Annotated in this window: 11 protein-coding genes; 9 read left to right on the top strand and 2 right to left on the bottom strand. The window is 66.3% G+C overall.

What is annotated here, in order from left to right; all coding sequences use genetic code 11:
• Positions 1–31: 31 nt before the first annotated feature.
• Complete coding sequence (gene lon / locus ACKTT0_RS22800) at positions 32–2,488, top strand: endopeptidase La (protein WP_407852024.1); 2,457 nt, start codon at positions 32–34, stop codon at positions 2,486–2,488.
• Positions 2,489–2,583: 95 nt separating this feature from the next.
• Here lon and lexA read toward each other — a convergent pair whose 3' ends face one another.
• Positions 2,584–3,255, bottom strand: coding sequence for a transcriptional repressor LexA (gene lexA / locus ACKTT0_RS22795; protein WP_407852023.1), 672 nt, complete (start codon positions 3,253–3,255; stop codon positions 2,584–2,586).
• Positions 3,256–3,419: 164 nt separating this feature from the next.
• Positions 3,420–4,625: an amino acid aminotransferase gene (locus ACKTT0_RS22790; protein WP_407852022.1), complete on the bottom strand. Its 1,206-nt coding sequence runs from the start codon at positions 4,623–4,625 to the stop codon at positions 3,420–3,422.
• Between the two features lie 76 nt (positions 4,626–4,701).
• Between ACKTT0_RS22790 and uvrB the strand changes: the two genes are divergently transcribed.
• From uvrB to hscA, 8 genes are all read left to right on the top strand, one after another.
• Positions 4,702–6,729: an excinuclease ABC subunit UvrB gene (gene uvrB / locus ACKTT0_RS22785; RefSeq protein WP_407852021.1), complete on the top strand. Its 2,028-nt coding sequence runs from the start codon at positions 4,702–4,704 to the stop codon at positions 6,727–6,729.
• 203 nt (positions 6,730–6,932) lie between these two features.
• Positions 6,933–7,424 (top strand): low molecular weight protein-tyrosine-phosphatase, encoded by a 492-nt coding sequence (locus tag ACKTT0_RS22780; RefSeq protein WP_407852020.1) that lies wholly within the window; start codon positions 6,933–6,935, stop codon positions 7,422–7,424.
• Between the two features lie 161 nt (positions 7,425–7,585).
• Positions 7,586–8,122 (top strand): Fe-S cluster assembly transcriptional regulator IscR, encoded by a 537-nt coding sequence (gene iscR, locus ACKTT0_RS22775; RefSeq protein ID WP_407852019.1) that lies wholly within the window; start codon positions 7,586–7,588, stop codon positions 8,120–8,122.
• 16 nt (positions 8,123–8,138) lie between these two features.
• Positions 8,139–9,350: an IscS subfamily cysteine desulfurase gene (locus tag ACKTT0_RS22770; RefSeq protein WP_407852018.1), complete on the top strand. Its 1,212-nt coding sequence runs from the start codon at positions 8,139–8,141 to the stop codon at positions 9,348–9,350.
• A 31-nt stretch (positions 9,351–9,381) separates the two neighbouring features.
• Positions 9,382–9,807, top strand: coding sequence for a Fe-S cluster assembly scaffold IscU (iscU, locus tag ACKTT0_RS22765; RefSeq protein ID WP_407852017.1), 426 nt, complete (start codon positions 9,382–9,384; stop codon positions 9,805–9,807).
• 1 nt (position 9,808) lies between these two features.
• Positions 9,809–10,132 (top strand): iron-sulfur cluster assembly protein IscA, encoded by a 324-nt coding sequence (gene iscA, locus ACKTT0_RS22760; protein WP_407852016.1) that lies wholly within the window; start codon positions 9,809–9,811, stop codon positions 10,130–10,132.
• A 3-nt stretch (positions 10,133–10,135) separates the two neighbouring features.
• Positions 10,136–10,645 (top strand): Fe-S protein assembly co-chaperone HscB, encoded by a 510-nt coding sequence (gene hscB / locus ACKTT0_RS22755; RefSeq protein ID WP_407852015.1) that lies wholly within the window; start codon positions 10,136–10,138, stop codon positions 10,643–10,645.
• Between the two features lie 58 nt (positions 10,646–10,703).
• A complete protein-coding gene (gene hscA / locus ACKTT0_RS22750) occupies positions 10,704–12,569 on the top strand; it encodes a Fe-S protein assembly chaperone HscA (RefSeq protein WP_407852014.1) in 1,866 nt (621 codons plus the stop codon).
• Positions 12,570–12,573: the final 4 nt, after the last annotated feature.

The raw sequence follows: 12,573 nt of genomic DNA, 5'->3' as shown, positions 1-12,573 counted from the left end.
CGATACGCCGAGTCATACCAAGGAATCCTCTATGTCTGCCAGTCAGACCCTGCCTTCCGAACCCATCGACCTGCCGCTGCTGCCGCTGCGCGACGTGGTGGTGTTTCCGCATATGGTCATCCCGCTGTTCGTGGGCCGTCCGCGCTCCATCAAGGCGCTGGAAGTGGCCATGGAAGCGGGCAAGAGCATCATGCTGGTGGCCCAGAAATCCGCCGGCAAGGACGACCCCACGCCCGACGACGTCTACGAGATCGGCTGCGTGGCCGGCATCCTGCAAATGCTCAAGCTGCCTGACGGTACCGTCAAGGTGCTGGTCGAAGGCACCCAGCGTGCCCGCATCGACAGCATCGACGATGCCGAATCGCATTTCGTCTGCCAGGTGACGCCCGTCGAACCCGACGCCGTGCAGGGCTCCGAGACCGAGGCCCTGCGCCGCGCCATCGTTGCCCAGTTCGAGCAGTACGTCAAACTCAACAAGAAGATCCCGCCCGAGATCCTCACCTCGCTGGCGGGCATCGATGATGCCGGCCGCCTGGCCGATACCATCGCCGCGCATTTGCCGCTCAAGCTCGAGCAAAAGCAGAAAATGCTCGAGATCCTCGGCACGTCCGAGCGCCTCGAGGGGCTGCTCACGCAGCTCGAAACCGAGATCGACATTCTGCAGGTCGAGAAGCGCATCCGTGGCCGCGTCAAGAAGCAGATGGAGAAGAGCCAGCGCGACTACTACCTGAACGAGCAGGTCAAGGCCATCCAGAAAGAGCTGGGCGAAGGCGAAGAGGGCGCCGATATCGAAGAGCTCGAAAAGAAAATCATCGCCGCGCACATGCCCAAGGAGGCGCGCAAGAAGGCCGATGCCGAGCTCAAGAAGCTGAAGCTCATGTCGCCCATGTCGGCCGAGGCCACCGTGGTGCGCAACTACATCGATACGCTCATCAATCTTCCCTGGAAGAAGAAGAGCAAGATCAACAACTCCATCGGCAATGCCGAGACCGTGCTCGACGACGATCACTATGGCCTGGAAAAGGTCAAGGAACGCATCCTGGAATACCTGGCCGTGCAGCAGCGCGTCGACAAGGTCAAGGCGCCGATCCTGTGCCTGGTGGGCCCTCCGGGCGTGGGCAAGACCTCGCTCGGCCAGTCGATCGCGCGGGCCACGAACCGCAAGTTCGTGCGCATGGCGCTGGGCGGCGTGCGCGACGAGGCCGAGATCCGTGGCCACCGCCGCACCTACATCGGTTCGATGCCCGGCAAGATCCTCCAGAACATGAGCAAGGTGGGCGTGCGCAACCCGTTGTTCCTGCTCGACGAGATCGACAAGCTGGGCATGGATTTCCGCGGTGATCCATCCTCGGCGCTGCTCGAGGTGCTTGACCCGGAACAGAACCACACGTTCCAGGATCACTACATCGAGGTGGATTTCGATCTCTCCGATGTCATGTTCGTGGCCACCAGCAACACGCTGAACATCCCGCCGGCGCTGCTGGACCGCATGGAGGTGATCCGCCTGTCGGGCTACACCGAAGACGAAAAGATTCACATTGCCCGCGACCACCTGCTGCCCAAGCTGATGAAGAACAACGGCGTGAAGGAGGCCGAACTGACGGTCGACGATTCCGCGCTGCGCGATATCGTGCGCTACTACACGCGCGAAGCAGGGGTGCGCGCGCTCGAGCGCGAGGTGGGCAAGATCTGCCGCAAGGTCGTCAAGGAACTGCTCGCGCAAAGCGACAAGGCCAAGGCCGAGGGCAAGCCCGAGCAGCCTCACGCGCCGGTGCACGTCGATGCCGACAATCTCAGCGATTACCTGGGTGTGCGGCGCTATACCTTCGGGATGGCCGAGAAGGAAAACCAGATCGGCCAGGTGACCGGACTGGCCTGGACCGAAGTGGGCGGCGACCTGCTCACCATCGAAGTCGCCGACATGCCGGGCAAGGGCGCCATCCAGCGCACCGGGTCGCTGGGCGACGTCATGAAGGAATCGGTCGAGGCGGCGCGCACGGTGGTGCGTTCGCGCGCGCGCCGTCTGGGTTTCGCCGACAGCGTGTTCGAAAAGCACGACATGCACGTTCACGTGCCGGAAGGCGCCACGCCCAAGGACGGCCCGTCGGCGGGCATCGCCATTACCACCGCCATGGTGTCGGCGTTGTCGCGCATTCCGGTGCGGGCCGATGTCGCCATGACCGGCGAGATCACCTTGCGCGGCGAGGTCCTGCCCATCGGCGGCTTGAAGGAAAAGCTGCTGGCGGCTCACCGGGGCGGCATCAAGACCGTGCTGATTCCCGAAGAGAACGTCAAGGACTTGGCCGAGATCCCGGACAACGTCAAGAACCACCTCGAGATCGTGCCGGTGCGCTGGATCGACAAGGTGCTGGAGCTGGCGCTGGAGCGCATGCCCGAACCGCTGGCCGAGGAAGAGGCGGTGAAGGAAGCCCTGGTGGCCAAGCCGGCGGAAACCGGTGCCCCCGGCGACCCGATGTTCAAGCATTGATCGCCAGGCAGGCGCCCCCAGCGTGGCTGGCGCCAATGGAAAAGGGTGGCCCGCGGGCCACCCTTTTTTGTGTCACCCGCCGTGCGGGGCGGGGATCAGTGCAGGGCGTGGGTGCGGATGAGCCCGACCGCGATGCCTTCCAGGGCGAATTCCTGGGTGCCGTCCACCACGATGGGAGAGAAGTCGGGGTTTTCGGGCAGCAATTCGATGCGGCCATTGTGGCGTTGCAGGCGCTTGACGGTGACGTCGTCCCCCAGGCGGGCGACCACGATCTGGCCGTTGCGGGCCTCGGCCGCCCGCTTGACGGCCAGCAGGTCGCCTTCGAGGATGCCGGCGTCGCGCATGCTCATGCCGCGCACCTTCAGGAGGTAGTCGGGCGCCTGGGCGAACAGGCCGGCGTCGACCCCGACTTCGCGTTCGACGTGTTCGGCCGCCAGGATGGGGCTGCCGGCCGCTACCCGGCCCACCAGCGGCAGCAGCAGGCGCCCGACGGCGTCGGCCAGGTTCGCCATGGCGGACGCGGCCGCGGGCGTGGCGGCCGTTGCCTCGGCGGGGTCTTTCAGGCGGATGCCGCGCGAGGCCCCCGCGGTGAGCTCGATTGCGCCCTTGCGGGCCAGCGCCTTGAGGTGGTCTTCGGCTGCGTTGGGGGAGCGGAAGCCCAGCGCCCGGGCGATTTCGGCGCGGGTGGGCGGAAACCCGGTGCGCGCGACCGTTTGCCGGATGAGGTCGAGGATTTCCTGCTGGCGGTCGGTGAGTTTGCTGGCCATGGCGGTATTCCGGTTCGAACTGTATGGATATACAGCGGCGATTCTGGACGACCCGCGGCAAAAATGCAAGTGCCTGCTCGCCCGGCCGGGCGGATGGCGCCCGCGCGCCGCCATGAAAAAGGCCTCCTTGCGGAGGCCTGGACGGGCGCGAAGCTTGCCGCTGCCTATTGCTTGAGGACGGCCGCGATGGCCTTGGCCACGGTGTCGATATTGCGGCTGTTGAGGGCCGCCACGCAGATCCGGCCGCTCGAGACGGCGTAGATGCCGTGTTCTTCGCGCAGCGTGTCGACCTGGGCGGCGGTGAGCCCGGAATACGAGAACATGCCGCGCTGCTGCAGCACGAAGCTGAAGTCCTGGGTGGCGCCGGCCGCCTTGATCTTGTCGACCAGTTGCTGGCGCATCAGGCGGATGCGGTCGCGCATGCCGGCGAGTTCCTGTTCCCAGAGGGCGTACAGTTCGGGGGTGTTCAGCACCGTGGAAACGACCGTGCCGCCGTGGGTGGGCGGGTTGGAGTAGTTGGTGCGGATGACGCGCTTGAGCTGGCTGAGCACGCGCTTGGCTTCGTCCTGGTTGCCAGCCACGACCGTCAGGGCGCCGACGCGCTCGCCGTACAGCGAGAACGACTTGGAGAACGACGAGCTGATCAGCATGGTCAGCCCGAGGTCGGCGAACAGGCGCACCACCGCGGCGTCTTCCTGGAGCCCGGCGCCGAAGCCCTGGTAGGCGATGTCGAGGAACGGCACCAGGTTGCGTTCCTTGACGACCTGGGCGATCTGCTGCCATTGCTCGGCGGTGGGGTCGACGCCGGTGGGATTGTGGCAGCAGGCGTGCAGCACGACGATGCTCTGGGCCGGGGCGGCCCGCAGCGAGGCCAGCATGCCCTGGAAGTCCAGCCCGTGCGTGGCGGGATCATAGTAGGCGTAGGTTTCCACCGGGAAGCCGGCGCGCTCGAACAGGGCGCGGTGGTTTTCCCAGCTGGGGTCGCTGATCAGGACCTTGGCCTGCGGCAGCAGCTGGCGCAGGAAATCGGCGCCGATTTTCAGGGCGCCCGTGCCGCCCAGGGCCTGGGCCGTCAGGACGCGGCCTTCCGCCGCCAGGGGGGAGTCGGCCCCGAGCAGCAGCGTCTGGGCGCCCTTGTTGTAGCCGGCGATGCCCTCGATGGGCAGGTAGCCGCGCGCCGCGGCCGCCTCGATGCGCGCCGTCTCGGCCTTGCGGACGGCGGCCAGCAGCGGGATGCGGCCATCGTCGTCGTAATACACGCCGACGCCCAGGTTGACCTTACCGGGGCGGGAGTCGGCGTTGTATTGTTCATTCAACCCCAGGATGGGGTCGCGCGGCGCAAGTTCGACGGAATCGAAAAGAGAGCTCATGAAGGTTCGCAAGCGATAGGTGGACGCACCCGGCGGTGCTGTGGATAATGGGGGGTTTACCCTGAGACAGTCTAGCATGACCGCTCCCGGATTCGTCGATTTTCCCGACAGCCCGTTCCACCTGTACCAGCCGTATCCGCCGGCGGGCGACCAGCCTGCCGCGATCGAAGGCCTGACCCAGGGGATGCGGGACGGCCTCATGTACCAGACCCTGCTGGGGGTGACGGGTTCGGGCAAGACCTACACCATGGCCAACATCATCGCCCGGCTGGGTCGGCCGGCCCTGGTGCTGGCCCCCAACAAGACCCTGGCCGCGCAGTTGTATGCCGAGATGCGCGAGTTCTTTCCCAAGAACGCGGTCGAGTATTTCGTTTCCTACTACGACTACTACCAACCCGAGGCATACGTCCCCACCCGCGACCTCTTCATCGAGAAAGACTCGTCCATCAACGAGCACATCGAGCAGATGCGCCTGTCGGCCACCAAGAGCCTGCTCGAGCGTCGCGATACGGTAATCGTCGGCACGGTGTCGTGCATCTACGGCATCGGCAACCCCGGCGACTACCACGCCATGGTGCTGATCCTGCGCAGCGGCGACCGCATCTCGCGGCGCGAGATCCTGGCGCGCCTGGTGGCCATGCAGTACACCCGCAACGATGCCGATTTCACCCGCGGCACGTTCCGGGTGCGCGGCGAGACGATCGACATCTTCCCGGCCGAAAGTCCCGAGCTGGCGCTGCGGCTGACGCTGTTCGACGACGAGATCGAGTCGCTCGAGCTGTTCGACCCGCTGACCGGCCGGGTGCGCCAGAAACTGCCTCGGTTCACCGTCTACCCGGGCTCGCACTACGTGACGCCGCGCGACACCGTGCTGCGCGCCATAGAAACCATCAAGGAAGAGCTGCGCGAACGCCTGAAGCTGCTGACCGCCGAAGGCAAGCTGGTCGAGGCGCAGCGTCTCGAGCAGCGCACCCGCTTCGACCTCGAAATGCTGCAGGAATTGGGCTTCTGCAAGGGCATCGAGAACTACTCGCGCCATTTGTCCGGCGCCGCGCCGGGCGAGCCGCCGCCCACCCTGATCGACTACCTGCCGGCCGATGCGCTGATGTTCATCGACGAGAGCCACGTCACCATGGGCCAGCTGGGCGGCATGTACCGCGGCGACCGGGCGCGCAAGGAAACGCTGGTGCAGTATGGGTTCCGGCTGCCGTCGGCGCTGGACAACCGTCCGCTGCGCCTCGAGGAGTTCGAGGCCCGCATGCGCCAATGCGTGTTCGTCTCGGCTACCCCGGCCGCGTACGAGCAGGAACATTCCGACAATGTGGTGGAACAGGTCGTGCGGCCCACCGGCCTGGTCGACCCGCGCGTCGAGGTGCGGCCCGCCCGCACCCAGGTCGACGACCTGCTGGGCGAGATCAAGCAGCGGGTCGCCGCGCAGGAGCGCGTGCTGGTCACGACCCTCACCAAGCGCATGGCCGAGGATCTCACCGACTTCCTGGCCGAGCATGGCGTGCGGGTCCGTTACCTGCATTCCGACATCGATACGGTCGAGCGCGTCGAAATCATCCGCGACCTGCGCCTGGGCACCTTCGACGTGCTGGTCGGCATCAACCTGCTGCGCGAGGGGCTGGACATCCCGGAGGTCTCGCTGGTGGCGATCCTGGACGCCGACAAAGAGGGTTTCCTGCGGTCGGAACGCAGCCTCATCCAGACCATCGGCCGCGCCGCCCGCAACCTGAACGGCCATGCCATCCTGTATGCCGACACCGTGACCGCCTCGATGCAGCGCGCCATCGACGAGACCGAACGGCGCCGCACCAAGCAGATGCAGTTCAATGCCGAGCACGGCATTACGGCCCGCGGCGTCAACAAGGCGGTGCGCGAGCTGATCGACGGCATTGTCGCGCCGGCGCGACACGACACGCTGGAGGCTGCCATCGAGCCCCAGTTGCTGACCGACGAGAAGGCCATGGCGCGCGAAATCCGCCGCCTCGAGAAGCTCATGATGGATCACGCCCGCAACCTCGAATTCGAGCAGGCGGCGGCGGCGCGCGACGCCCTCAATGCGCTCAAGCAGCGGGTGCTGCTCGATGGCGCGGCGTAGGAACCGGGCGCTTCTGCTGCATTGCGGTCAAGTCGCCGGTATTGTTACGGAAGTCGCTGAAAAAACCTCATTTTGAATCTCACATTATTGCTTCAAGCTATTGATTTAATATTAAAAAATAATCGGCCGCCCAGCCAGGGAAATGCTTGCGCAATTGCAAAAAAAACTTGCTATATTCCGGGTTTTCCCTCAGACTTACACCCATGATGACCAAGGTACTTTTCGTTTGCATGGGTAATATCTGCCGCTCGCCGAGCGCAGAGGGCGTTTTTCGCCATTTGGTGAACGATGCCGGTTTGGGCGACGTCGTACGGGTGGATTCCGCCGGCACGCATGCCTACCACATCGGCGAGGCGCCCGACGCCCGCGCCCAGGCTGCGGCCCGCAAGCGCGGCTACGAGATCAATCATTGCGAAGCCCGCCAGGTCACCGCGGAAGATTTCCGCGACTTCGATCTCATCCTGGCCATGGACTGGGACAACCTTTCCGCGCTGCAGCAGCAGTGCCCCAAGGCCTACCAGCACAAGCTGATGCTGCTGATGCGCTTCGCCAACGAGTTCGAGGAAGCCACCGTGCCCGATCCCTACTACGGCGGCCCGGAAGGCTTCGGCAAGGTGCTCGACTACCTCGAGGACGCCTGTCAGGGCGTGCTGGAACTGGTCCGCAAGCGGGCCACCCAGTACCAGGCCGCTTGATCGCCGGTCCGGACCGGCTTCCAGAAACCGCGCTACGGCGCGGTTTTTTGCGGGTGCGATGACTTAGCAAATTACTCGGGAATTTGCTATACTTGAGGTAATTACTCAGGTATTGGTTGCCCGGCGTTGCGGGCAACCGGTCCGTTCAACAGGAATCCACCATGCGGCTCACTACCAAAGGGCGTTTCGCGGTAACCGCGATGATCGACCTGGCCATGCGGCAGCACAGCGGTCCGGTGACTCTCGCGGCAATCAGCCAGCGTCAGAATATTTCTCTTTCCTACCTGGAGCAGCTTTTTGGCAAGCTGCGCCGGCACGAGCTGGTCGACAGCGTGCGCGGCCCCGGTGGCGGCTATTCGCTGGCCCGCCTGGCGCGCAACGTCACCGTCGCCGACATCATTTTCGCGGTCGACGAGCCGCTCGACGCCACGAGCTGCGGGGGCAAGCACGATTGCACCAGCGGCAACGACGGCAAGAGCGGCAAGTGCATGACGCACGAGCTCTGGACCACGCTGAACCGCAAGATGGTCGACTACCTCGACTCCGTGTCGCTGCAAGACCTGGTCGACCAGCAGCGCCTGCGACAGCTGCAGGAGGCTTCCAAGGGCGCCCAGGGCTGCACCGCCGTGCGGGTGGAACGGGGAACTCCCGGGTCCGCCTCGACCGCCTCGGCTATTGCCGCCGACGCCACCGTATAAGCAGGAGTAGCAACCCATGACCACCCGCCCGATCTACCTCGATTATTCCGCCACCACGCCGGTCGACCCTCGTGTGGTCGAAAAGATGGTGCCCTGGCTGTACGACAACTTCGGCAACCCCGCCTCGCGCAGCCATGCCTTCGGCTGGGAAGCGGAAGAGGCTGTCGAGAACGCCCGCCAGGAAGTCGCCAAACTGGTCAACGCCGACCCGCGTGAAATCATCTGGACCTCCGGCGCCACGGAGTCCGACAACCTGGCCATCAAGGGCGCGGCCAATTTCTACGCCGAGCGCGGCAAGCACGTCATTACGGTCAAGACCGAGCACAAGGCGGTGCTGGATACCTGTCGCGAGCTCGAGCGCCAGGGCTTCGAGGTCACCTACCTGGACGTCCGCGACGACGGCCTGCTGGACCTGGACGCCTTCAAGGCGGCGTTGCGGCCGGATACCATCCTGGTGTCGGTGATGATGGTCAACAACGAAATCGGCGTCATCCAGGACATCGAGACGCTGGGCGAGATCTGCCGCGACAAGGGCATCGTGTTCCATGTCGATGCCGCGCAGGCCACTGGCAAGGTCGAGATCGACCTGCAGAAGCTCAAGGTCGACTTGATGTCGTTCTCGGCGCACAAGACCTACGGTCCCAAGGGCATCGGGGCGTTGTATGTGCGGCGCAAGCCGCGCGTGCGCATCGAGGCGCAGATGCACGGCGGCGGGCACGAGCGCGGGTTCCGGTCGGGCACGCTGGCCACGCACCAGATCGTCGGCATGGGCGAGGCCTTCCTCCTGGCCCGCGAGGAAATGGGCACCGAGAACGAACGCATCCGCATGCTGCGCGACCGCCTGTGGGCAGGGCTTTCCCAGATCGAGGAAACCTACCTGAACGGCAGCCTCGAGCAGCGCGTGCCGCACAACCTGAACGTCAGCTTCAACTACGTCGAAGGCGAATCGCTGATCATGGCCATCAAGGAACTCGCCGTCTCCAGCGGCTCGGCGTGCACCTCGGCCAGCCTGGAGCCTTCCTACGTGCTGCGCGCCCTGGGACGCAACGACGAGCTGGCGCACAGCTCGATCCGCTTCACGCTGGGGCGCTTCACCACCGAGCAGGAAGTGGATTTCACCGTCGAACTCATCAAGAGCCGCGTGGGCAAGCTGCGCGACATGTCGCCGCTGTGGGAAATGGCCCAGGCCGGCATCGACCTGAACACCGTGCAGTGGGCCGCGCACTGAGCGCCCGCGCGATCGACACAGGAGAAACATCATGGCATACAGCACCAAAGTTCTGGACCACTACGAAAACCCCCGCAACGTGGGCTCGTTCGACAAGGGCGACGCCTCGGTGGGCACCGGCATGGTCGGCGCGCCGGCCTGCGGCGACGTGATGAAGCTGCAGATCAAGGTCAACGAGTCGGGCGTCATCGAAGACGCGCGCTTCAAGACGTACGGCTGCGGTTCGGCCATCGCCTCCAGCTCGCTGGTCACCGAATGGGTCAAGGGCAAGACGCTGGACGAGGCACTCAACATCCGCAATACGCAGATCGCCGAGGAACTGGCCCTGCCGCCGGTGAAAATCCACTGCTCGATCCTGGCCGAAGACGCCATCAAGGCCGCGGTGCAGGACTACAAGGACAAGCACGCGGAGCCGGCCCGGGCCGAACCCGCGGCGGCGGCTGTCGCGGCGGGCTGATATGTCTGTCACCCTGACCCAACAGGCCGCGTCCCATATCGGGCGCTACTTGCAGAAGCGCGGCAAGGGCCTGGGCCTGCGCCTGGGCGTGCGGACCACCGGTTGCTCGGGGATGGCCTACAAGCTCGAATACGTGGACGAGCCCGCGACCGAGGACCTGGTCTTCGAGAGCTTCGGCGTCAAGGTGTTCGTGGACCCGAAGAGCCTCTCCTACCTGGACGGCACCGAGCTCGATTACGCGCGCGAAGGCCTGAACGAAGGCTTCAAGTTCCGCAACCCCAACGAGAAGGCGACCTGCGGCTGCGGCGAGTCGTTCACGGTGTAGGTCTTGGCCGGCGACGACCACTTCAGCCTGTTCGGCCTGCCGCCCCGTTTCGAGCTGGATACCCAGGCGCTCGAGCAGGCCTGGCGCGCGGTGGCGGCGCGGGTGCATCCCGATCGCTATGCCACCGCCAGTCCGGCCGAGCGCCGCGTCGCCATGCAATGGGCCGCGCGCGCCAACGAGGCTTACCGGCAACTGCGCGATCCACTGCTGCGGGCCCGCTACCTGTGTGAACAGGCGGGCGTGGACTTGCAGACCGAAAGCAACACCGCCATGGACCCCGCCTTCCTGATGCAACAGATGCAGTGGCGCGAGATGCTGGACGATGCGCGCCAGGATCCTGCCGCGTTCGCCGCGCTCGATGCCGAACTGCAGCAGGCACGCCAGGAAATGCGCGCCACGCTGGCTACATTGCTGGACGCCCGGCGTGACTTCGCCGCGGCCGGCATCAAGGTGCGCGAATGGATGTTCGTCGAAAAACTCGCGCAGGAGCTGGCCGCCGCGCGGCCGGCCTAGCGCGGTTCCGGGCGGCCGGTGTCGCACTGTTTCTAGCTTTCCGATCCGAAGCATAATCATGGCCTTATTGCAGATTTCCGAGCCCGGCGAATCGCCCGCGCCGCACCAGCGCAAGCTCGCGGTAGGCATCGACCTGGGCACGACCAATTCCCTGGTGGCCGCGGTGCGCAGCAGCACGCCCGAAGTGCTGGGCGACGCCGACGGCCGGCCCTTGCTGCCGTCCGCCGTGCGCTACCTGGCCGACGGCCGCGCCGTCATCGGCGCCGCCGCCCTGGCGGAGCAGGCGGCCGATCCTTTCAACACCGTCGTGTCGGTCAAGCGCTTCATGGGCCGTTCGCTCGAGGAAGCGCGCGCCAGCGGCGCGCCCTACGAGTTCGTCGACGCGCCCGGGATGGTGCGGCTGCGCACGGTGCAGGGCGACCTCAGCCCGGTGGAGATCTCGGCGCAGATCCTGGCGGTGCTGCGCCAGCGAGCCGAAGACGTGCTGGGCGACGACCTGGTGGGCGCGGTGATCACCGTGCCGGCCTATTTCGACGATGCCCAGCGCCAGGCCACGCGCGATGCCGCCCGCCTGGCCGGGCTCAACGTGCTGCGCCTGCTCAACGAACCGACGGCGGCCGCCATTGCCTATGGGCTGGACCAGGCCGCCGAGGGCACCTATGCCGTCTATGACCTGGGCGGCGGCACTTTCGACATTTCCATCCTGCGCCTGACCAAGGGCGTGTTCGAAGTGGTCGCCACGGGCGGCGATACGGCGCTGGGCGGCGACGATTTCGACTGGGCGATCGCCGAATACGCCCGCCGCACCCTGGGTGCCGACGTGCAACTGGAGGCGGCCGACCGGCGCGCCGTGCTGGTGGCTGCCCGCGCGGCGCGCGAGGCGCTGTCGAGCGAACAGTCCGCCGCGCTGCGTGTCGGCCTGCAGGATGGCCGTACGCTGGATGTGGAATTAACCCGCGGGCAGTTCGAGCAACTGGCCGAACCGCTGGTGCGCCGCACGCTGGAGCGCGCCCGGGCCGCCTTGCGCGACGCGGGGCTGGCGGTATCCGACGTCAAGGGCGTGGTCATGGTGGGCGGCGCGACGCGCATGCCGGTGGTCCGCCAGGCGGTGGGCGAACTGTTCGGCACGCAGCCGCTGGTGGATCTGGATCCAGACCAGGTCGTGGCGCTGGGCGCGGCCCTGCAGGCCAACCTGCTGGCCGGCAACCGCATGCCCGGCGAGGACTGGCTGTTGCTGGACGTGATTCCCTTGTCGCTGGGACTGGAAACCATGGGCGGGCTGGTCGAGCGCATCATCCCGCGCAACAGCACCATTCCGGTGGCGCGGGCGCAGGAATTCACTACTTTCAAGGACGGCCAGGGCGCGATGAGCCTGCACGTGGTGCAGGGCGAGCGCGACCTGGTGTCCGATTGCCGGTCGCTGGCGCGCTTCGAGCTGCGCGGCATCCCGCCCATGGTGGCCGGGGCCGCGCGCATCCGCGTGACCTTCCAGGTCGACGCCGACGGCCTGCTGAGCGTCACGGCGCGCGAGCAAAGCACCGGCATCGAGGCGGCCGTGTCGGTCAAGCCTTCCTACGGGCTGTCCGATGACGAGATATCCCGCATGCTGGCCGACAGCGTGGCCCAGGCCGACAGCGACGCGCAGGCGCGCATGCTGCGCGAGCAGCAGGTCGAGGCGCGCCAACTGGTCGAATCGGTGCGCGCCGCCCTGGCCGGCGACGGCGACCTGCTCGATGCCGACGAGCGTCGCCTGGTCGACCAGCGCCTGCAGGAGGCCGAGGCCGCCCAGCAGGCCGCCGATGTCGAGATCGTGCGTGCCGCCGTCCAGGCCCTCTCGGACGCCACCGAGGAATTCGCCGCGCGCCGCATGGATCGCGGCATCCGCGCTGCCCTGGCCGGCCGCAAGCTGGACGAAATCGCCTGACCGA

The organism is Bordetella saccharivorans (assembly GCF_045862855.1).
GTDB lineage: Bacteria > Pseudomonadota > Gammaproteobacteria > Burkholderiales > Burkholderiaceae_B > Bordetella_A > Bordetella_A petrii_F.
Note: the sequence above shows the minus strand (reverse complement) of the source record. Positions and strands in the feature narration are given on the sequence as shown.